The sequence below is a fragment of the Actinomyces israelii DSM 43320 genome, assembly GCF_000711965.1.
GTDB classification, from domain to species: domain Bacteria; phylum Actinomycetota; class Actinomycetes; order Actinomycetales; family Actinomycetaceae; genus Actinomyces; species Actinomyces israelii.
The window spans coordinates 13,324-35,162 of record NZ_JONS01000034.1 but is presented as its reverse complement, the minus strand read 5'-3'; the positions used below and the strand labels follow the sequence as shown (position 1 = coordinate 35,162).

Genomic DNA, 21,839 nt, shown 5'->3' with positions numbered 1-21,839 from the left:
ACAGTTCGGTCCCTATCCTCTGCGCGCGCAGGAGACTTGAGAAGACCCGTCCCCAGTACGAGAGGACCAGGACGGACGAACCTCTAGTGCGCCAGCTGTCCCGCCAGGGGCACCACTGGTTGGCCACGTTCGGACAAGGATAACCGCTGAAAGCATCTAAGCGGGAAACCACCTTCAAGACCAGGTCTCCACAGGAGCACACCTCCTGGAAGGCCCCCAGAACACCACTGGGTCGATAGGCCAGACGTGAACACCCGGCAACGGGCGCAGCCGACTGGTACTAACAGGCCAACACAAACACACCCACACCCCCCCACACCCACGGGCCAAGACCCACAAACACAAGGGAGGGGACCAAACACCAGGGAAACACACCGCGTCCACTATACGGCCCACAACCAACCCACCCACCACAACCCACCAACCACCACACAACACCACAACAACCACCACACCACAACAACCACACCACAACAACAACAACCACCACACAACAACCACGACACGCACCCCACCACAGACCCCTCGGCGGCCACAGCGGGGAGGACACGCCCGGACCCATCCCGAACCCGGAAGCTAAGACCCCCAGCGCCAATGGTACTGCGCCCAACCAGACGCGGAAGAGCAGGACACCGCCGAGACCACACAAGAGATGGCTGGCTCCCCGGACTCAGATCCGGGGAGCCAGCCATCTTTCTCTTCCCGTCCTCAGCCATCCGGAAGTGGCGCTGAACCGATCTTCGGCGGTGCGGTGCCCCGGGGCGACCGGACGGCCGACCAAATGGCTGACCGGATACCTGATAGGGCGCCCGGATGCACGTCACAGTGCGCGGATCGCTCCGTGGGCCTTCAGGCCGTGCATGGCGCCATCGGAGTGCGTCACCATTGCCACGTGAACTCCGATGTCCCATACGACCCCAACCATCCCGAGCCGGAGCTCGGCGCAGATCGGCTCATGCAGCAGTCCGCGGTCGTGCTTCGCCTCGGCAGCCTCATGCTCGCCAGCGGCGCAGGCTCGTACCGCGTGAAGTCATCGATGGCCAGGGCCGCCTCGGCAGTCGGACTGGACCGGCACGAGGCCACCGTGACGATGACAGAGCTTGTCACTTCCTCCTTCGTCGGCGAGAGATTCCGCACCGAGACCTGCGAGGTGCGTCGCGTCGGCGTGAACGTGGACCGCCTTGAGGCCCTCCGGCGGATCGTGCACGACCTGCGGGCTCACGAGACCGTGGAGCACCTCGATAAGAAGCTTGATGAGATCGAGGGCATGCGGGCCGTTTACGGGGCCTTCACCAATGCGGCTGCCTCCGGCGTGGCCTGTGCGGGATTCTGCTTCCTCAACCAGGGAGGATGGGTCGAGTGCCTCTCGGTCCTGATCGCTGCCTTCCTCGGCCAGTTCGTGCGGCGCCAGATGCTCGTGCGCCAGTACCAGCACTTCTTCACCTGGATGGTGTGCGGTGTTGTCGCCTCCGGCGTCTATATGAGTATTGTGAGCCTGCTTCACGTCACCGGCGCCGTCGCGGGCGATCACCAGGGCGGAATCATCTCCTCGATCCTGTTCCTCATCCCCGGATTCCCCATGGTGACCTCCATGCTCGACCTGGCGCGCCAGGACTTCTCCAGCGCGCTGTCCCGCGCGGCCTACGTCCTCATCGTCATGGCTGCGGCAGGCGTGTCGGTATGGACCGTGACCTTCCTCGTCCACTGGGAGGTCGAGGCCACCGACACCGCCGTCCCCACCGGCTTCTTGCTGCACGCACTGCGGTGCTTCTGCTCCTTCATCGCCGCCTACGGCTTCGCCATGCTCTTCAATGCCAGAACAAAGGCGTCGCTGCTGGCCGCCATCGTCGGCGCCATGGCCAATACCGCTCGGCTCGTGCTCATCGACTTCCATGTGCCATGGCAGCTCGCCGTGGGTCTCGCCGCTGTGACGATCGGTCTGCTCGCCCAGCTCTTCGTCTCGCGCGCCTCCCTGTCACGCGTCGCCCTGTCGGTGCCGGCGGTGGTCATTATGATTCCGGGAGTCCCCTTCTACCGCGCGATCTCGGCGCTCAACAACCAGACCGTCGAGGCCAACATCGCCGTCGGGCAGGCAGCCGGGAACCTGGCCGAGGTCTTCTTCGTCATCACGGCGATCGGCGTCGGCCTCGCAGTCGCGCGCATCCTCACCGACCGCAACTGGCGCCACGACGTCGCCACCTCCGGACACATCGTCCTGCCCGAGTCCCACGGGAGCGCCTCGGAGCTGCACCACCGCTGAGATCCTCGACCCGGCTCCGCGCCGCCGCCCGACGATGCCGGGTCCGAGGCCCGGCGCGGCCGGCCGCATTCGATGTTCCGGGGAGTCGCATTACACCCTGTTCATCCCGTTGGCGGCTCGGGTCTGCGTCTTCAGGCGCTTCCCCGAGTACTTCCGCGATGGGGCCGCCCTCTCACTCACCGACGCCATTCCCACCGGCCTGCTCGACGACTCGTCGTCGGAGTACGGCCACATGGTCTCTGTGGCCCGGTACCGCAACCCGGCCAGATGAGGCGGGCATTCGCCTCCCCGGGCGGGGGCGGGGCGGTAGGTGCGCTCATCGCCGCCGACGTACTCGGGCTCGACTGGATGCAGCATCTGGCCCCCTCAACCCCGACACTGCTGATCGCCTCGGGGCCCTTCCAGTACTTCCGCGGCCCTTCTTCACCCAGGCGCGCTCTCCTCGGCAGGAGGCTGGCACTGTGCACCCGCGTCGCAATGGCGGTCGCGGACCGCTACCTACGGGCGCGCGGTCATCGTTCACCTCAGGCTCCAGCCCCAAGAGCCTTGAGAACGGGACAGAAGATGGTCCCCATGATCGTGCTCAATGAGCAGATCGATATCCTCGCGCCCTTCGAGAGGCTGAGTGCCTGGTCACCTCCGCTTCGTCTTCGACAGGACAGGGAGGTGGCGCGCATCATCCTCGGGGGCCGGCGGCCCCCGGGCGGCTGCCGTTTCTCCCCTACTACGGAGGAACTCGGCCTGAGAACGTCGCTGACGGGGGCGGTGAAGGAGCTCAGGGCGACGGGCGGGTGCTAAAGCAGCGGGTCACAGGAGAGCTCGGCCTCGAAGACCTTCAGGAGGCGCTCGCCGAACAGGACGAATCGAATGAGCTCCACGGACGTGCCGGCAGAGTGCTGGCCCTCCCGGGGCCCGACGACGTCGCGGGCGGCGGCGACGCCGATCCGGGCGACGTCACGGGCGTCCCAGCCGTAGATACCGGCTGAGATCGCGGGAAAGGAGATGCTCGCGCAGCCGAGCTCGGCCGCCACCCGCAGTGAGCTGGTGAAGGCCGAGCGCAGCAGTGCGGGGTCCGTCTGGCCGGCACGGCGGTTCGGGCCGACCGTGTGGATGACCCACCGGCACGGCAGGTCGAAGCCGGGCGTGGCCACCGCCTCGCCGACGGGCAGGCCGTTCGGCAGACTGGTGCGGCGCAGCTCCCGGCAGGCCTGGAGCAGGCGCGGACCCGCCGCCCGGTGGATGGCGCCGTCGACGCCGCCCCCGCCGAGCAGGCCGGAATTGGCCGCGTTGACGATCGCGTCGGTGCGCTCGCGCGTAATGTCCCCGAGGACCGCTTCAATAGTCATGTCGCTAGCCTTTCAGTGCTCCCGGCCCGGGGGCGCCCACGGGCTCCTGAGGAGTTGTCGTGTCGCACATGACACCGAGTGTAGGCGGAGAAGGACTCCGCGACGGCGGTTACAGGTACCCCGCCTCGGCCGGGGTCTTCCCCAGCCGGGCGGCCATGAGCTCCTTGTCCTCCTCCCCGGCCATGTCGCGCACCCACTGGATGCAGGTCGGCGTGTCCGAGTAGACCTCCTGGGTGAGGGGATTGCGCCGCAGGCGCACAACGCGGTGGACGTGGCGGATGAAGACGCCGACGTTGACAGCCAGGGCCAGCGCCGAGACGGTGAGCAGGGCCGTCGGGTTGTGCGAGCTGCGGTGGGCGAACATGGAGTCCTGCATGAAGTGCGGGAAGGTGAGCACCACGGCGCTCCAGAAGGTGAGCGTGTAGGCCCGGTACTGGATCCACGACCCCCGCCCGAAGCGGAGGAAGGCCGGGATCGTGCACGAGACGAGCAGCGCCAGCCCGGAGTACCAGGCCCGGTCCGCCAGGCAGTTGTACACGTAGGCGAAGTTCCACAGGTCGTAGGCGATAATCCACCAGATCGTCAGGTCGCCCCACACGATGGCGCGCTTGCGGTCCTTCGACACGAAGATGCCGATCCACCCCGAGATCATGGCCAGGTTGAGGATGCCGGCGACGCCGTTGAGGATGTTCCACGGCCCTCCCCAGGTGACCATCCCCTGGGAAGGATCCATTCCGTGGATCGAGTAGCACTGCAAGTCGCGCACGACCGCCTCGGCGATATTGAGGGCGAGAATGAGCGGCGGTATCAGCAGGTACCAGCGGTTGCGTCGCAGGCGCGGGACCACCTGGAGGGCGACCAGGCTCAGGCTGCCGGCCAGCGCCGAGTACTGCTTGACCACGGGGAACCAGCCGGCCGAGTTCGTGCCGGCCGTCGATGTCGGCCACCACAAGAGCGTCAGCCCCACGGGGATGACGACGAAGACGGCGAGCACCACCCACATGCTTCGTTGGGCCAGCCACGCCGTGAGCGTCAGGGCCGCGATGACGAGGGCGAGCATTGCGTAGTCCCACCACTGGCCGGTCTCGAAGAGGAAGAGCGTCGGGTAGTCGGGGGGCACGACTCTCCCCATGGTCAGCGCCCCTTGCCCCAGCCGGGCAGGTAGGTGCGCTCGGTCTTCTGACGGATCTGCTCCTCCCAGGAGAACTCGGGCTCGCTCCACCCGTCGAAGTAGTCCTCGTCAATAATCCCGGACCACGGCGTTGACGGGCCGAGCGGGGGCCAGTGCGGGTCGTCGGTCACCGGCGGGCGGATCTCCGCGACCGCCGGGTTCCGGCGGCCGTAGCGGAACCACTGGGTGTAGGTGTCCTCGAAGAGCGGGGTGCCGTCGTAGCGGCCCGCGGGCGTGGAGGTCGGCAGGAAGCGGCCGCCCAGGACGCCGCGCATGAGGCGGCCCGTCAGGTGCTGCTTCTTGCGGAACTCCAGGACGCGCTTGAGGTAGATGTTCTGCATGTGCGTCATGCAGCCACCGATGAACTCGATATTGACCCAGTTCAGGACGCTCTGCAGGGCCGTGCGGGGCTCATAGCCGATGCGCCAGTGGTTGATGAGGCGGGTCCCGCCGTCCTTGAGCGGCACCATGTAGAAGCACCACGCCGCCGCGAAGTGGGTCATGGTGGGGAAGCGGAAGGCATAGGAGCCGGGCGCCCGCGGCGGGTTCTTCGTGTCGACCCACTGCACCAGGTACTTGCCCGGCACCACGTCCGCCCACTCCATCGACATGCCGTGGTAGTCGAAGGCCGCGATGTCGCCGGCCATGAGCGAGTCGCGCTGCTGGAACTCCTCCTGGATCTCGTAGGAGTTGAAGAAGGGCAGGCGCGCGAAAGTGCGCTCGAGGAACTCCGAGCTGAAGGAGCCGCTCTTGTCGGCGCCGATCTGCTTGAGCAGGCGCCACACCGCGTAGGCCGGCGCGTCGATGTCGATGGCGTAGGTCGAGGAGTAGGCGTTCGCGTAGTTGGTGTCGATGAGGTCGTCACCGGGGTAGCGCCACGCCTGCTCCTCCTCGGTCGCCTTGCCGGACAGCTGGCTGAAGGCGTACATGCCCCCCAGCGCACCGGCGGCGACAGCGCCCGCGAGCGAAACGGCCCTGCGGGCCCTCGTGCCACGTGCGAAACCCATCTCGACTCGTCCTCCCCCCGCCGCGTCCGACGGACCGGCGGATCACGCACGGGCGCAACCTGCGCCTCCTTGCGCAGGTTGCGCCCGTGCAATGCACATGATCACTCGTGTGATCCTTGTGGGAAAACTATAATCGACCACTGCCCATCCCGTACCGCTTTCAAAGAAGAAGGTGCTCTATGGACTCACTGTTCCTGTGGGAGCTCGGCAGCCCCGGGGTCTACCTGATCTGGCTGGCCGTCTTCGGCGCCCAGGTCGTCGTCGCCGAGGTCAACCGTCGATGGAGCTGGACGGTCTTCGCGCTGTGGACGGTCGGGGGCATCGCCCTCATGCCCTACGCATGGATCCACGGGACCCCGATGGTTGGGTGGTTCCCGTTCGGCAAGTACGCGATCATGGTCCTCACCGCGACGATGACGGGCGCGGTGCTCGTCTACGCCAAGCGTCGCCCGGTCGAGGCCCACCGCTACGCCATCTGGCTGGGGGTCGCCCTGTGGATCGGTCTCGCCGTCAACATTATGGAGGCCAACGTCCGGGACCTGACGATCTTCTTCAACGCCGACTCCTACTACTCGTGCGGGGCCGACTGGCAGTGCCTCAAGCACGTCAACGACACCCACACGATCGACATGATCGCGGGGCTGCCCGAGGCCAGGGACGTCGCGGGCCGGCTCCACTCCCAGGAGTGGTACGAGGGCGTCGCGGCGAACATGCGCGAGCGCGGCATCGGCGTCGACCCCGAGACCGGGTTCAGGACCATCGGCGGGTACTGGAACCTGCTGTCGGCGGCGGCGGGTCTGCTCAACATCATCACGATCACGGGCCTGGGCAAGATCATCGTCACCTCCCCGGGCAGGCAGAAGGTCCGCGGCCTGATCTGGGCGGACATGGTGTGGCCGTGGGTCGTCGCCTACGACCTGTGGAACCACGCCTTCCTCTACAACTCGCTGGCCGACTACACCTGGTACTGCACCCTGGCCCTGCTGCTGGCATGCACCATCCCCGCCTTCACCTGGGCGAAGGGCCAGTGGATCTGGTTCCGGTGCTTCACCCTCATGTTCTGGATCGCGGCGAACAACATCCTCCCCGAGGTCCTCGTCCCGCCCTCGCGGATGTTCAACTTCGCGACGATGAACCCCACGGCGAACATCGCCTGCGCGGCCATCGCCCTGACCGCCAATGTCGCGCTGTTCGTCTGGTGGCTCTCGCGCATCATCCGCCACCGGCGCAACCCGGTGACGAACGCCCTGTACTTCGAGATGAGCGAGTTCCGCACCATTGTGCGCGCGCACTGCGATGACCGCGACAAGTACTTCCTCACCGACCGCATCGAGCCCACGCCGACCGACCTCGGGTTCGAGCCCGACCGCCCCACCCCGCCGGTTGACGGGTACGTCGGGCACATGCCGTGGTGGGGGAGCGAGGACCGTCGCTGGCCGAAGCCCCGCACCCCCGTCTCGGCAGATCCCGGGCTGGTCGAGCGCGGCGTCGTCGCCGACCCGCGGTGGGAGGCGGCCCCGCGGGCCGCCGACGGCCCACCGCGGTGAGGCCGGCCCGCCGTCGTCGTGCGCGGCGGGCCGCCAGTCACAGGCCGCCGAGCACCTGGGCGATGAAGATCTTCACGATCATGGCGACCGGGTAGACCATGGCGTAGCCCAGGGCCACGCGCGGGTCGGCGCCGGTGCGCTCGTTGGCGAAGGCGAGAATAGCGGGCTGGGTCTGCGCACCGCCCAGGAGGCCCGACAGGCGCGTGCCGCCCATCTTCACGATCCACCGCATGGAGGCGTACAGGCCCAGGCCTACGATGGTGGTGATGACGAAGCCCGTGACGAGGATCTTCCACCAGTCGCCGCCGGTGAAGGCGTTGGCGATCTGCCCGCCGGCCCTCGTGCCCGCCTGGGCCAGGAAGATGAGCAGCCCCAGCTCGCTGAGCACCGCTGTGGCGGTGAAGGGCATGGCGGTCACGAAGTCCTTGATGCGGCCGATCTTGCCGAAGATCAGGCCGACGATGAGCGTGCCCGCGGCCGAGCCGATGGAGAAGGTCGCCCCGGTGGGGGTCAGGATCTTCCACTCGCCGATCACGACGCCCACCGCCATGCCGATGCCCAGAGCGACCGGGTTGATCGAGGACAGGCCGCGGGAGGAGTCACCGAAGAACTTCGAGATCTCCGCGATGCGCCCCGTGGGCGCGACCACCCGCACCCGGTCGCCCTGCTGGAGGACCAGGTCGGGGGTCCCCACCATGTCGGTGTCGCCGCGGCGGACGCGGGAGATGGTGGCTCCGAACTTGTGGTCGATGTCCAGCTCGGCGACCGTGTGGCCGGCGAGCTTGGGGTCCGAGACCGTGATCCTGCGGAAGTCGAGGTACTTGCGGTCCTCGATCAGGGAGTGGGAGGAGCCGTGACCGAGGGCCGTGATGACCTGGTTGACGGCCTCCTGGGTTCCGACGACGGTGACCAGGTCCTCCTTGAAGAGCTTGTCCTCGCGGGCCGGGCGCGTAATGGGGCCCTGCTCGCCGCGGCGCAGGCGGGAGAACTTCAGCTCCCCGGAGATCGTTTCGGAGATGTCTCCGATCATGGGTCCGTCGGAGCGCTCCACCCGAATGGTGCGGTTGACCAGGGGGGAGGGGGCGTCCTTGTCGCTGCGGCGGTAGCGCAGGGCCATCAGGCAGAAGAAGAGCATGCCGATGACGCCGTAGAGGTAGGCCACCGCGTAGCCAACGGTGGCGATCGCGGCCCCGTCGGGATCCCCGGCGAGCGTGGCCGCACTGCCCGCCGCCGCCAGGGCGGGGGTGTTGGTGAGCGCGCCGGCGTAGGTGCCCGCGATCATGGGGCCGCTCATGCCCAGGGCGCGTCCGGCGCCGACGCCCGCGGCCGCGGCCAGGATGAAGAAGGCGAGCATGAGGGCCAGCGGTCCGACGGCGGTGCGGATGACGTGGAAGAAGTTGGGGCCGGACTGGATGCCGATGGCGAAGGTGAAGATCGCCAGGCCCAGGGTCCCCAGGTGCGCGGGAATCTCGAGGTCGACCCCCTTGGAGACCCCGACCGCCGCCAGGGCGATACCGGCGAACAGCACGGCGGCGGCGCCCAGGCTCACGCTCCTGACCTTGACGTGCCCGACGAGCATGCCCAGCCCGATGAGCAGGAACAGGACAAGAACCGGGTTCTTGGACAGGTGGTGAAGGAGACCGATGAGCACGGGTGAGAAGCCTTCCGGAGCCGCTGCTCGTCGGTGCGCAGCGGAAGAGTAGGTGCTGACAAAGAACCAGTCTAGCTCCCGTGCCGGAGGACCTGCGTCACCATGCCCCTGCCTCGGGAAGGACGCCGGCCCCACTTCGAGAACGCGTCCTCGACCAGTCCGTGATTCCATCATATGAGACAAGGGCCTCGACCATTCGACTCGCATCCTGAGGCCACCTACGGTTGGCCTCATCTCGGCCGCAAGGCCGATTCCGATCGCGCAGATCGCACAGAGAGGAGGGCGGAGGATGCCACGCCGCAACGCTCCTTCGGCCCAGGAACCGCAGAACCGCCGGCTGATGACGGGGGCGCAGGCGCTCGTACGCGCGCTGGAGAAGGTCGGCGTCACCGACATCTTCGGCATGCCCGGTGGAGCCATCCTGCCTTTCTACGACCCGCTGCTCGCCAGCACCAGGATCCGCCATGTGCTCGTGCGCCACGAGCAGGGCGCGGGACATGCTGCCGAGGGATACGCCATGGTCACCGGCCGGCCCGGCGTGTGCGTGGTCACCTCCGGGCCCGGCGCCACCAACCTGGTCACGGCCATCGCCGACGCCCATATGGACTCTGTGCCGATGGTGGCCATCACCGGACAGGTCGGCACCCGGGCGATCGGCACCGACGCCTTCCAGGAGGCCGACGTCATTGGTGCGACGATGCCGTTCGTCAAGCACTCCTTCCTCGTCACCACGCCCGAGGAGGTTCCCGCTCGCGTCGCCGAGGCCTTCCACATCGCCTCCACCGGCCGCCCCGGCCCCGTCCTGATCGACGTCACCAAGAACGCCCAGGAGGGCATGACCGAGTTCCGGTGGCCGACCAGGCTCGACCTGCGCGGCTACACGCTGCCGGGCAGGCCCAACCAGCGCCGTGTGGCCCAGGCCGCCGAGGTCATCGGCGCCGCCGAGCGGCCCGTGCTCTACCTCGGCGGCGGCCTGAACCGGGCGGGCGTCCCGACCGACCGCCTCGCCGAGCTGATCGATCTCATCGGCGCCCCTTTCACGACGACGCTCACGGCGCTCGACGTCATGCCCACCGACCACCCCCTCAACCTCGGGATGCCCGGGATGCACGGCACCGTGGCGGCCGTCGGGGCCCTCCAGCGCGCCGACGTCGTCGTCACCCTGGGCGCCCGCTTCGACGACCGCGTCACCGGCAGGCCCGATACCTTCGCGCGGCGCGCCACGGTCATCCACGCCGATATCGACCCCGCCGAGATCTCCAAGGTCCGCACCGCGGACGTGCCGATCGTCGGCGACCTGACCGACGTCGTCCCGGCGCTGACCGCGGCCTGCCGCGCGCAGTTCGCCGAGGAGCCGCGCACCGAGATCGACCAGTGGCTCACCGAGGTCGCCCACATCCGCGCCACCTACCCCACGGACTGGACCGACACCGACGATGGCCTCCTCCAGCCCCAGGAGGTCATCACCCACCTGGACAGGGCCGCCGGCGAAGACACCATCTGGGTCACCGGGGTCGGCCAGCACCAGATGTGGGCGGCCCACTTCCTGCACTTCCGCCGGCCCCACTCCTGGCTGACCAGCGCGGGCGCGGGCACCATGGGCTACGGGGTGCCGGCGGCCATGGGGGCCAAGGAGGCGGCGCCGGAGCGCCCGGTCTGGCTCATCGACGGCGACGGCTGCTTCCAGATGACCAACCAGGAGCTGGCCACCTGCACGCTGAACAACATCCCCATCAAGGTGGCGATCATCAACAACTCCTCGCTCGGCATGGTGCGGCAGTGGCAGACCCTGTTCTACGGGCAGCGCTACTCCAACACCGACCTGCACACCGGGGCCGGCACCAGGCGCATTCCTGACTTCGTGAAGATGGCCGACGCCTATGGCGCCGTCGCCCTGCGCTGCGAGCGGCTGGAGGACGTTGACGACGTCATCGCCCAGGCCAATGCCGTTAACGACCGGCCGGTCGTCATCGACTTCATCGTCTCCGCGGACGCGCAGGTGTGGCCGATGGTGGCCGCGGGCGTGTCCAACGACGAGATCCAGCACGCCCGGGGCATGAGCCCGGCGTGGGAAGAGGAGTGAGACCGTGAGCCAGAAGCACACGCTGTCCGTCCTGGTGGAGAACAAGCCCGGCGTGCTCACGCGCGTGTCGGCCCTGTTCACCCGCCGCGGCTTCAACATCCACTCCCTGGCCGTGGGCCCCACCGAGCACGAGGAGGTCTCGCGCATCACGGTGATCGCCGACGCCGAGGGGCCGGCCATGGAGCAGGTGACCAAGCAGCTCAACAAGCTGGTCAACGTGCTCAAGATCGTCGAGCTCGACCCGGCCACCTCCGTGGGCCGAGAGCTCTTCCTCATCAAGGTCCGCGCCGACGACTCCAACCGCACCGCGGTGCTGCAGATCGTCGACCTCTTCCGCGCCCACGTCGTCGATGTGTCCCCGACCTCGGTGGTCATCGAGACGGTCGGCTCGGAGTCGAAGGTCAGGGCGCTGCTGGAGTCTCTGGGGCCCTACGGGGTCAAGGAGATCGTCCAGTCCGGCGCCGTCGCCATTACGCGCGGGCCGCGGTCCATCACAGATCAACTCAAGGAGAAGTGAGATTCCATCATGGCAGCTGAGAAGTTCTACGACGACGATGCCGACCTGTCCGTCATCCAGGGCAAGAAGGTCGCCGTCATCGGCTACGGCTCCCAGGGCCACGCCCACGCGCTGAACCTGCGCGACTCGGGAGTCGAGGTCGTCGTGGGTCTGCGTGAGGGCTCGCGCTCCGTCGCCAAGGCCGAGGAGGCGGGTCTGCCGGTCAAGCCGATCGCCGAGGCGGTCGCCTGGGCCGACGTCGTCACCGTACTGGCCCCCGACCAGGTCCAGGCCGAGCTGTACCGAAGCGAGATCGAGCCGAACCTCAAGCCTGGTGCCGCGCTGCTCTTCGCCCATGGCTTCAACATCCACTTCGGCTACATCAAGCCCGCGCAGGACATCGACGTCATTATGGTCGCCCCCAAGGGTCCCGGGCACACGGTGCGCCGCGAGTTCGAGGCCGGCCGGGGCGTTCCCGTGCTCGTGTGCGTCGAGCAGGACGCCTCCGGCGAGTCCTGGCCGCTCGTCCTGTCCTACGCCAGGGCCATCGGCGGCACCCGCGCCGGCGCCATCAGGACCACCTTCCGCGAAGAGACCGAGACCGACCTCTTTGGCGAGCAGGACGTCCTGTGCGGCGGGCTGTCCAAGCTGATCCAGTACGGCTACGAGGTGCTCGTCGAGGCCGGCTACCAGCCCGAGATGGCCTACTTCGAGGTCTGTCACGAGATGAAGCTCATTGTGGACCTCATTAACGAGGGCGGCATCTCCAAGCAGCGCTGGTCCTGCTCGGACACCGCCGAGTACGGCGACTACGTCTCCGGTCCGCGCGTCATCACCCCCGACGTCAAGGAGCACATGAAGGAGGTCCTGGCGGACATCCAGAACGGCTCCTTCGCCAAGCGCTTCATGGACGACCAGGCGGCCGGTGCGCCGGAGTTCAAGAGGCTCCGCGCCGAGGGCGAGGCCCACCCGATCGAGGCCACCGGCCGGGAGGTCCGCGCCATGTTCGCCTGGCGCTCCGACATCGACAAGGACTACACCGAGGGCTCCGTGGCCCGCTGAGACCAGATGGCGTCGGGCCTCGTCGTCCCCGGCAGCGCGACCGCTGCCGGGGACGCCCCCCTGACGCTCTCGCTTCAGGTCCGGGGCCTCTCGGACGGAGCTCCGCGGTCTCCCCGGCGCGGGGTCGTGCGAGTGATCTCGCGCCGGGGCCCTGTGCAGGACCATTATCGCATCGTTACATTAGTGTCATGAGTACCCCCCATACTCGCCGTACTCGTCGCGTCGCCCGCATCGGCACTCTCATGCTGACCCTCGGACTGTCCGGCTGCAGCACCGGTCTCACGGACAATCCCCTGACCGACTCGGAGGTCTCCGCCTTCCTGACGCAGGCGACAGATGCCGCCTCTGCTTCTCACGGCAGCGCCTTCGAGGCGGCCGTGACGGCGGCTCAGGAGCAGCGCGCCGCAATCACGGGAACGGCCGCCCTCAATCGGGCCAGGAGCGAGGCCGGGCGCGCCTCGGCCGATCTCAAGACCAGGACCGACGCGATCGCGTCGGCGATGACCGGCGAAGAGACGAGCAGCATCAGCACCAAGAGGAAGGCCCTTGACGAGGCGCTCAGGGGCAGCAGCGTTGACGGCATCTACACCGCGCTGGCCGACTACACCTCGGCGGTCGAGGCCGCCGAGGTCGCCGTCGCCTCCCGGCTGCTCGCCTCCGATGACGACCAGGTCCCTGCGACGAGCGATGCCACCCGAGCGGGACAGGACGGCGAGACCGGGTACGCCGGCGGCACCGATCCGGGGACCTCGGCGGATGCGGGAGCGGACGAGGCCCCGGCCGACCCGGGAACCGGATCGCGGCCCGCGCCGGGTCCGGGCGCCTCCGGCGACACGGGAGGCCCTGGGGCCGGCGGCTCCCCGGAGCAGCCGGCCCCCGCCGACCCGGAGCCGCCCGCCGGCCCCGATCCGGAGCCGTCTGCCGCTCCCGACCCGGAGCAGCCCATCAACCCCGATACGGGCTCGCCTGTCACCCCGGCCGACCCGGACCAGCAGTAACCGGGCGGCCTCAGCGGGTGGGCTGCGACGTCGCGGACGATACCGGCGGGGCGACCGCGCCCTGCGGCGTCGCCGACGGCACGGCACTTGTGGCACGCGAGGCCGGCTCACCACCGGGCCAGCGCGACGAGCCCGAGAGCCCCGAGATGGTCATGCCCTGCATGACGGCCTCCCAGGCGTCGTCGTCGAAAGCGCCTTTCTGGCACACCTCGGTGACGGACAGGACGACGCCGTCGGCGGACCATGCCCGCACGAAGGCCTTGCCGGTGATGTCCGAGCCGGAGACCCTCGCGCTGAAGGCCGTGGCCACCCCCGCGTAGAAGGTCTCCCCGTTGACGCCGGTGAGCTCGAGCCTGCTCGTCTCCTTGTAGGACTGGTAGCCCGAGCCCATCTCGTCGGCCCAGCTCGTGGAGAGCAGCCGGTCATCGCCCCCGGTGACGACGAGCTGTGAGCTGGTGGTCGTCGTGATGGTCACCGAGCACATCGTGGTGCGCGAGGAGTAGGTCTGCGACTGCGTCGTCGCATCCGAGTCCGTCGCGGCCGGGGACGGGTCGGCCTCGATGGTGTAGTCGGCGATCTCGGGGAAGGCGACGGTGACGGAGGAGGCGACCGTGGACTGCTCCGTCGGCACCGGGGTGGGCATGACCATGCCCGTGGGAATGACGACGACGGTGGGCGTGGGGGCGGGTGATGAACCGATGAGGTTGTCCAGATCCACTGGAGTGAGTGGTTTTTTTCGGACAGTGGGGACCCGGTGTTCTGGTGGCGGGATAGGATGGGACTGTGTCGAGAGCGTGGTGCTCGGATGGGCTCGGGGTTGTGCGTGAGATCGCGGGTGAAGGGGCCGGACGATCGCGTCGGTGGCTGCTTCTTATGATCTGCCGGCCCAGAGGAGTGGTGGGCTGGGTGGGCAGGTACCGCAGGGATCATTCCACCGCCCAGGGGTGAGGAGGGTTTTCGCAGCGAGTCGGTTGAGATCAGGAGGCTGCGCGCCTGGCTGTGCAACGCCAGGAGTGGTGATGCGAGCTGCCTGAAAAAAGTAGCGGCGTACTTCGCGAAGGGGGCGCAGAAGTGACTCGCAAGGTACGAGACCATTCACCGCCAGGAGCACAGCTATGGCTGGAATTAAACAAGGTCGGTGTGGGGTGGTGTGATTGGGAGGTGCTCGAAGTCGTAGTCGAAGGTGCGGTTGGTGATGTAGGCGGTGAAGGCCGCGAAGGTGTTCTCCGGGGTGTCGCGCTGGAGGTTGGCGATATTGTTCTTGGCGGCGTTCCAGACGTGTTCTGTGGGATTGTGGTCGGGGGCGTAGGGGGGCATGTAGATGGGCGTGATTCGCTCCAGAGCATGACCGGGGGCATAAAGATTATTCAAGGCTTTGGCGTGGTGGAACCTGGCGTTGTCCAGGACGACAGCGATCTTCTTTCCCTCATCGGTCTCGCGCGCCAGGCGATCCATCATGAGGGTGATCTGCTCGGCGTTCTGGTTTCCCTCGATGGGGTAGATCCTCATTTTCTTGGTCGTCAGGCTCAGTGCCCCGAAGAACGACCGGCTCGCCTTCTTGCGGTCCACGTACAGCCTTGTTCTCTTCCCCTTGGGGAGCCACATGCGCCGGGTCTCGGCCTCGTGCTCGACGCGGACCTCGTCGACGGTGTAGACCTCCCAGCCCTCCTGGAGCAGATCGGCGACCTGGTCCCGGATCTCGGCCATCCGTTTGACGATGGCCTTCTCGTCGCGGCGCCCCTCGAACGGGTCGGGGAGCAGAGGCTCATGCCCAGAAAGTGCATGAGCAGCCGATAGGAGGACTCAGACCTGTACTCGACCCCGAACTTGATCTGCACGACGTCCTCAAGGGGCCGGGACGTCCCAGAAGCCGGCCTTGACTCCCGACTCCGACGGCGGTCTACTGAGAATCTCCTCCAGCTCCTCCTTCTGCGCCCTCTTGAGCTTTGCCGCGTTCTCGTTGCCGGCGTGACCGGTTACCACGGAGCTCAGCCTGTATCTCCGCCATTCCGACAGCCACTCGCGTACCGTCCCCTCGGCCCGCTCGACCATCTCCGCGATAATATCCAGGCCAACGCCGCGGGCAGCGTACACAATCGCTTTCGCCTTCATTCTCACCAGCTTGTAGGTATCCGAACGCTTCTTCCACCTGATGAGGATGTCCCGTTCCTCGTTCGTCATGTCGATCTGCATGAGGCTATCTTATAGCAGACCCTCCGTAAACGCCAACCAGGAATCCCGCAGCAACTGCCCCAGAATGCCATTTTGTTTAATTCCAGCCATCGTAAGAGAAGAGGGCGCCCACACCACCAGGGGCGCCCTCGGATGGGAGGCGCCGGCGGTGAAGAACCATCATTGGCTCGCCATCATACCACCCTAGCGCAGTGTCATGACACTCATTCGCTTGCTCAAAGCGCCGGCCGCCTGCTCAATACTATGCCGCTCGGGGCAGGTGGCCGGACCGGCGGTGAGCGTCGACAACGTGCCAGCGCAATTGGCTAAAACCAGTGCCCGGCGCAGGGGCGCGCCCTGGACTAGCGCGGCGGCGAGCACACCGGCATGCGCGTCCCCTGCCCCATTGGTGTCCACGGGCGTCACCGGCACCGTGGGCACATGGACTGGGTCCGCGGGGGGCGCGCCGTCCAACATGTCAACGAACCAGGCGCCCTGGGCTCCCGCCCGCACCAGCACTGGGGAACCCAGGTACTTCGCGAGCGCACCGGCCGCCTCCCGCGGGCCATCCGGACCGGAGGCTCCGGCGTCTCCCTGGTCGCCCAGTCGTCCAGTGAGAATGTGGGCCTCACGCTCGCTGAGGGACCACAGGGGTCGCAGGGCCCCCAACGCCTGGAGGTCGGACAGGTCTAATTCCCCCACCATGGGCGAGGCATCAACCAGGACGCGCGGGACGCCGTCGGGCCGTGGGGGCAGGCCGGCGTGGCTGGAGGCGAAGCGCAGCAGGCCTTCGCGGGTGGCGGGCGCGCACAGGGAGTAGCCCGACAGGTAGACCAGGTCCTGCTCCCCCACCGCCAGGTGCTGGTAGCACTCCGGTGGGGTGAGCGTCTCGGCACCCGCAGTGGAGATAAAGCTGCGCTCGCCGTCAGCCTCAGTCAGGGCCACGCTTACGCCGGTGTCGTGCGTGGACAGTGTCGGTCCGGCGTGGAGCACGCCTATGGAGTCCAGGGCGGCGCGGGCCATTCGCGCCATGGGGCCGGTACCCAGGGCTCCGCAGTACACGGCGTCGCATCCCCACTGGCGCACCGCGGCCAGGACATTGAACCCGCCGCCGGGGCTCATGTCGTGGCTGGTGGCGAAGACATCCCCGCCCCGCGGCGGCAGATTGGGTACCCGCATGGATAGGTCGATGAGAACTTCACCCAGGTGCAGGACACGTCCAACCGGCTGGGCGGGGCCGACTGACGGGCCGGCGGAACCGACCTGCCCGCCCGGGTGGGCCGCGGGATCGGCTGCCCCGCTCAGGTGGGCTGCGGGGTCGGCTGCCCCGCTCGGGTGGGCCGGCCGACCGGCGCCGGCCTTCTGTGAAACCTCGACCGGGTCATTGCGGCGGCGCAGGCGGAGGAGTCGCGCTGCAAGAGCACCGGGGTCCAGGTCGGAGACGGCCTGCACGCGCGCCAGGGCCTGAGCGGGGAAGGCGCGCACGCCGTGGGTCGCCCCCAGGATGGCTCCGGTAATGGCCCCAATGGTGTCGGTGTCCCCGCCGAGGTTGGCGGCGGCCAGTAGCCCCTCCCAGGGGCGGTGGCGGTAGCGGACGGCCAGGGCCAGGGCGGTTGGAATAGATTCGGTGGACTCTACGCAAGTACCCACATGATCACGTACCCACATGAGGAAGGAGGCATCATCACCCGCATGATCGGCGGCGTACTCGACGGCGCTGCTGGCAACCGCCAGGACTGAGGCATTGGGCGCCCAAGTGCCCTGAGCAGGCAGGGAGGCAACAGTTGCCTGGGCCAGGTGCACGGCGGTGAGGGTGTCGGCGCCGTCAATGCCGTGGCTGACGGCGGCCGCCACCAAACCGGCCGCCTGGAACCCTTGGATGGTGTTGTGGGTGACCAAGCAGGATTCACGCACGGCTTGGCCGAAGGCCGTCAGGCAGGCGTGCCCGCCGGTGCCGAAGAGCGGTTCCCAGGCGGCTGGGGCCCCGGTGGTGTAGGCGATCCCGACCGGGGTCACCCGCATGGCGGCGCCGTTGGTGGTCCCGGTGCGGCCGGTGGTTCCAGGTTCGGCGCCCGCGCGCAGTTCCTCCAGGGCGGCCTTCGTGGAAGGACCCAGGAGATCCAGGGAGCCGCGGTCGATCATGTCCTCCTCCCAGTTCATGAGGGCTTGAGCTAGTGCCCTGGGCTCAATATGACCGGCCCCGCCGCTGTCGGGGGACGGGTCGAGGAGTTGCTCGGCCAGAAGCCAGGCCTGCTCGGTGTCGTCGGTGACGGAGCCGGCCGGCGCCAGGGGCGCGTAGGGCTGCTCGGGGGAGGCGTCCACGAGTCCGGTGACCGCCCCGTAGAGGCGAGTAATGCTGGCTGGGCTCAGGGCCTGGGTGGGCATGCCCAGGGCGTCACCCAGGGCGAGACCCGCCAGGGCCCCGGTGGCACGGTCATGGCGGTCGTCGGTTGATGTTGCGTCTGCAAGGGTCATCGCAGCTCCTGGAGCGTGGACACTAATAGGCAATAGGACCGACATTAGCCGGAGCGCGGACCACCTGGACCGTGCGGGCGGCTCCGAGATGCTGCTCTCGGGACTGGGAGTTGCCAACTGGCGCGCCGGCGGCCGGCGTCCTGCCCACAGACCGACCCATGCGCAAGCCTCCTAGCGCTGGGCGACGGGCCCGACGCACTCTGGCACCACATCATCCTGCAATCACTGGATGACTACTCATCGGCCGTGCGCCGGGACGGCCCCCTGTTCGGGGCGCGGGACCTCCCGCCCGCACCCCCAAGGTTGCGATACGCAAACCAGTTGCTACGGTGCTGCTGTACGCAATGCGAGTGAGAAAAGGCCTTGCCGTGCCCACCATTGACTATAACGCCACTGTTTACTTCATTCCCGACCCCGATCCGGCCGACACCGACCTTGACGACGTCATTGAGCGCCTCATGAATGCCCTGGCCCCCTACCATCCCAGCGTCGGCCAGGAGGCATGGCACGACGACATCTGGTACGCCATCATCACCTTCCCCGCCGAGGACCTGCGCCAGGCGATCGCCACCGCCCTGGCCATCGTCAGCGCCCTGGGCCGCGTCCACGGCATCGACGCCCTGCCCACCGCCTTGTTCGACGCCCGCTACCACATCAACGTCGAAGCTGACCTCGGCCGCCTCACCTGAGCGTCGCCCAGGCCGCCCAGCGCCTGGGCATCACTCCCGGGGCGTGCGCCAGCGCATCGCCGCTAGCACCCTGGCCGCCCGCCGCGCCGGCCGCGCCTGGAACATCCCCTCCACCGCCCTCGCCTGAGCGCTGCCCGCCATGCCATATCCATCCGACTCGGAGTGAGTGGCGTTTTCGGACACTGGGGGATTTTGTTGTCCTTTGATCCGATGGGATGGAGTCATGTCTAGGGTGAAGTATTCTGGTGAGCTGCTAGGAGCAGGTTGTGCTCGAGGTCATGGAGAAGGGTTGGTGGGTGGCAGAGGTGGCGTCGTCTTATGATTTGGTGCCGTAAACAGTGCGCAACTGGATCGGCAAGTATAGGTGGGAACATGCCACTGAGGAAGACAGCAGGGCTGTTTTAGAATCAGCTGAGATCGCGAGACTGGGGAACGAGGTGCGCGGGCTGCGTCAGGGATGCGAGTTCCTAAAAAGCAGCGGCCTTTTTCGCGAAGGAACGGCGGTGAGTCAGCGGTACGAGCTTATCAATCGCGAAGAAGGCAGATATCCGATTGCTTCGATGTGCCGGTGGGTAGGCGTATCGAAGTCCGGCTACTACTCATGGCGTGACCGAGGGGACTCACAGTCGGAATCAAGGAGAAAAGAGCTTGGCGTGCTCATTAAGGCCGAGTTCGATGAACCAAGACGGCTGGTGCGGTTATCGGAGAATTGCCGCCATTTTGAGTCGGAAAGGGCACGATCGTCTGCCCCGGGCACGGTCCGATCAATCATGCGGTACCTGGGCCTCGTTGCCGCCCAGCCACGCCAAAAGTCCGCGCCACTGTGCCCGCCGGCGACGCCGGCACCCGACCGGACCTGGTGGGGCGCGACTTCAGCACCCGCTGCCCCTGGCGTGAAGCGGGTGGGCGACATCACCTATATCCGCACCTGGGCCGGGGTTCGTCTACCCGACAACCGTCCTGGACTATTGCACGAAGAAAGTGGTGGGCTATTGCATCGCCCGCCATATGAGCACCAGTCCGGTGTGCGACGCGATCAACATGGCCGTGCGCAACCGCCCCCACACTCCAGGTGGCGGCGATCTTTCATTCAGACCGCGGACCACAGTATACGTCGGATCAATTCTCCGAACATCTACGCAAGTATGGTATCCGCGCTTCGGTGGGCCGGACCGGTGTGTGTTGGGACAATGCCTGGGCCGAGTCATTCAACCCCACACCGGGGAACGAACGAGTACACCCCCCATGGTGTATCCCACGCGAGAACATGCCATCAAGGATGTCACGTCCTGGATAGAGCTGACATAACAATCACAAGCGGCTTCACTCGGGGCTCAGTTATCGCACTCCGAACGAAGTAGGAGCGCGAGCTACTGAGCTGCGAAATCGCAGCATGACCCACAAAACAAGCACAGTCCGAATAACATTCAGCACTCCACTGCCAGTATGCCGAAAGGCTGTCGTGCAGTCCCAGCCAGCGACAGCGAGCAGTTTAATACATACCAAAATTGGAGGCGCTATAACTCTCGTTAAATCGATATTGTCTCACCAGTTGTGTCCATTTCGCTTCGCCAAACTTAAAATCTCTCTCGATTTTATACTAACGTTCTTAATGTGCTCAAATCAAGTTGAGCTTTTACAATGAGTGGATTTTCGTACACCGGAATGCCCCTAATTTGGAAAATGGTAGCAGAAGTCTACGCATCATTCATCTGACAGTCGTCGCTACTGGCTTTAGCTGGAAGTTACCTGATACTGGGTCATATTCTCCAACCTTAGCGATAATGTGCAGGTTCGTTCCGACGGGTACATTGCTCGGAGCGTTCTCGGGCGGAAAGTGAAAGTCATGGTAATTGATGTCGGATAGCTGGAATGCCGGACCTAGTGCGCTGTCCGGATCGTAGTCGCCCGCCGAAAGTAGGTAGTCGAAGCGGGTCTTGTAGGATCCGTGCGGTGCAACGCCGACCACGCAGCCGTCAAACTCGATGATCTGGCCCTGGTAAGTGGCGGCGAAGGCAGCGACCGAGGGGTCGAACGGATCTTTCAAGGTAAGCAGTGCTGCCAGATCAGCGTTGTTCTCCACCGTCAGGGTGGCTGGTGCGGTTGGTGTTGAAGGACTCGTCTCGGCGGCTTTGGATGGAGTCGCCGCTGCCTGCGTTGTGGTTTCACCGGAGGGCGCCCTCGTGGCAGACTGTTCAGGTGCGGGTGACGGCGACTCGTCTTCGGGGAAAGTGTGGTAGCGCACGATCACAGCCACAGCGGGATCGAAATGCTCGCCACTTTCGAATTCGGTATCGCCGGCAATTGAGATCTCTTCAACTTCGCCATCGGCGGTCAGCCAACCGATGATCAGGTCCGGTATCGGCTCGGTGGTCACGTTGGTGAACCCAGCCTCCTGGAACTGGGCGACGACATCTTGATAGTTCGCATCATCAAGCTGCGACGAAGAGAACGGCGGCTGCACCTGAACAGTATGGTCGCCATCACTACAGCCACTGACGGGAAATGCGACGAGTACAGCAGCGAACGCAGCACATGCACGCGCACGCAATAATGAACGGTGGGACATGAGGGTCTTTCCTTAGGGATAGAACTGTTGAAGCGTTGGAGAGAACGCTACAAGATAGGCTACACCCGCATGCTCGTTGGGTTGATTGTCTCGTTGGTTCCGGTGGTAGGCATGTTGCGTGTCAGAGTTGGTGGCGGGACGGTTGTGTAGGTCCTGAAGGAGGATCGGGCGTGGGCTGACCACCATCGATCTCGGTGGGGGAAGAAGATCCTGATCGTGCTGGGCGTGCTGGCTGGGGAGGTCTCGATGGCTGAAGCGGCGTGCAAGGAGAAGATCAGCGAGCAGTCCATCGGACGGTGGAGGGCGGACTTCC

General features: G+C 66.6%; 17 protein-coding genes and 2 rRNA genes. 10 read left to right on the top strand and 9 right to left on the bottom strand.

Going from position 1 to position 21,839, the window contains the following annotated elements:
• From O145_RS11435 to O145_RS11420, 4 genes are all read left to right on the top strand, one after another.
• Positions 1–305: ribosomal RNA gene (locus tag O145_RS11435) — 23S ribosomal RNA — on the top strand; the annotation flags it as partial.
• Between the two features lie 219 nt (positions 306–524).
• A 5S ribosomal RNA gene (gene rrf, locus O145_RS11430) occupies positions 525–641 on the top strand.
• Between the two features lie 314 nt (positions 642–955).
• Positions 956–2,260, top strand: a complete 1,305-nt coding sequence (locus O145_RS11425; RefSeq protein ID WP_156966738.1) for a threonine/serine exporter family protein — start codon at positions 956–958, stop codon at positions 2,258–2,260.
• A gap of 109 nt (positions 2,261–2,369) precedes the next feature.
• Positions 2,370–2,531: a hypothetical protein gene (locus O145_RS11420; protein WP_156966737.1), complete on the top strand. Its 162-nt coding sequence runs from the start codon at positions 2,370–2,372 to the stop codon at positions 2,529–2,531.
• Between the two features lie 523 nt (positions 2,532–3,054).
• Here O145_RS11420 and O145_RS11410 read toward each other — a convergent pair.
• The 3 genes from O145_RS11410 to O145_RS11400 all read right to left on the bottom strand — a co-directional run bounded on the left by O145_RS11410 (position 3,055) and on the right by O145_RS11400 (position 5,706).
• The gene (locus O145_RS11410; RefSeq protein WP_043563105.1) at positions 3,055–3,606 is read right to left on the bottom strand and encodes an O-acetyl-ADP-ribose deacetylase; all 552 of its coding nucleotides are present in this window, start codon (positions 3,604–3,606) and stop codon (positions 3,055–3,057) included.
• A gap of 109 nt (positions 3,607–3,715) precedes the next feature.
• A complete protein-coding gene (locus O145_RS11405) occupies positions 3,716–4,738 on the bottom strand; it encodes a DUF5692 family protein (RefSeq protein ID WP_043563103.1) in 1,023 nt (340 codons plus the stop codon).
• Positions 4,739–4,740: 2 nt separating this feature from the next.
• Positions 4,741–5,706, bottom strand: coding sequence for a hypothetical protein (locus O145_RS11400; protein ID WP_229118522.1), 966 nt, complete (start codon positions 5,704–5,706; stop codon positions 4,741–4,743).
• A 257-nt stretch (positions 5,707–5,963) separates the two neighbouring features.
• Between O145_RS11400 and O145_RS11395 the strand changes: the two genes are divergently transcribed.
• On the top strand, positions 5,964–7,331 hold the full coding sequence (locus tag O145_RS11395) for a DUF5692 family protein (RefSeq protein WP_043563099.1): 1,368 nt from the start codon (positions 5,964–5,966) through the stop codon (positions 7,329–7,331).
• 37 nt (positions 7,332–7,368) lie between these two features.
• Here O145_RS11395 and O145_RS11390 read toward each other — a convergent pair whose 3' ends face one another.
• Positions 7,369–8,982, bottom strand: coding sequence for an aspartate:alanine exchanger family transporter (locus O145_RS11390; protein ID WP_043563097.1), 1,614 nt, complete (start codon positions 8,980–8,982; stop codon positions 7,369–7,371).
• A 289-nt stretch (positions 8,983–9,271) separates the two neighbouring features.
• Here O145_RS11390 and O145_RS11385 point away from each other — a divergent pair, with 289 nt between their 5' ends.
• The 4 genes from O145_RS11385 to O145_RS16610 all read left to right on the top strand — a co-directional run bounded on the left by O145_RS11385 (position 9,272) and on the right by O145_RS16610 (position 13,621).
• Positions 9,272–11,065, top strand: a complete 1,794-nt coding sequence (locus O145_RS11385; protein ID WP_043563096.1) for an acetolactate synthase large subunit — start codon at positions 9,272–9,274, stop codon at positions 11,063–11,065.
• Between the two features lie 4 nt (positions 11,066–11,069).
• Positions 11,070–11,582: an acetolactate synthase small subunit gene (ilvN, locus tag O145_RS11380; RefSeq protein ID WP_043563093.1), complete on the top strand. Its 513-nt coding sequence runs from the start codon at positions 11,070–11,072 to the stop codon at positions 11,580–11,582.
• A 9-nt stretch (positions 11,583–11,591) separates the two neighbouring features.
• Entirely contained in the window at positions 11,592–12,623 is a 1,032-nt protein-coding gene (gene ilvC / locus O145_RS11375; RefSeq protein WP_043563091.1) for a ketol-acid reductoisomerase, read from the top strand.
• A 188-nt stretch (positions 12,624–12,811) separates the two neighbouring features.
• A complete protein-coding gene (locus O145_RS16610; protein WP_156966735.1) occupies positions 12,812–13,621 on the top strand; it encodes a hypothetical protein in 810 nt (269 codons plus the stop codon).
• 10 nt (positions 13,622–13,631) lie between these two features.
• Here the strand turns inward: O145_RS16610 and O145_RS11365 are convergent, their stop codons facing one another.
• The 4 genes from O145_RS11365 to O145_RS17485 all read right to left on the bottom strand — a co-directional run bounded on the left by O145_RS11365 (position 13,632) and on the right by O145_RS17485 (position 18,268).
• Positions 13,632–14,339 carry a hypothetical protein gene (locus O145_RS11365; protein WP_052375060.1) on the bottom strand — a complete coding sequence of 236 codons (708 nt, stop codon included), beginning with the start codon at positions 14,337–14,339 and terminating at the stop codon, positions 13,632–13,634.
• Positions 14,340–14,746: 407 nt separating this feature from the next.
• Entirely contained in the window at positions 14,747–15,328 is a 582-nt protein-coding gene (locus tag O145_RS11360) for an IS630 family transposase (protein ID WP_043563089.1), read from the bottom strand.
• Between the two features lie 138 nt (positions 15,329–15,466).
• The gene (locus O145_RS11355) at positions 15,467–15,814 is read right to left on the bottom strand and encodes a helix-turn-helix domain-containing protein (protein ID WP_043563087.1); all 348 of its coding nucleotides are present in this window, start codon (positions 15,812–15,814) and stop codon (positions 15,467–15,469) included.
• Between the two features lie 183 nt (positions 15,815–15,997).
• A complete protein-coding gene (locus O145_RS17485) occupies positions 15,998–18,268 on the bottom strand; it encodes a PfkB family carbohydrate kinase (RefSeq protein ID WP_043563085.1) in 2,271 nt (756 codons plus the stop codon).
• A gap of 368 nt (positions 18,269–18,636) precedes the next feature.
• On the opposite strand from O145_RS17485, the gene O145_RS11345 reads away from it, so the two are divergent.
• Positions 18,637–18,957, top strand: a complete 321-nt coding sequence (locus O145_RS11345) for a hypothetical protein (RefSeq protein WP_043563083.1) — start codon at positions 18,637–18,639, stop codon at positions 18,955–18,957.
• Positions 18,958–20,665: 1,708 nt separating this feature from the next.
• On the opposite strand, the gene O145_RS17475 is transcribed toward O145_RS11345, so the two are convergent.
• Entirely contained in the window at positions 20,666–21,526 is an 861-nt protein-coding gene (locus O145_RS17475) for a DUF4839 domain-containing protein (protein ID WP_084682563.1), read from the bottom strand.
• Between the last annotated feature and the right edge of the window lie 313 nt (positions 21,527–21,839).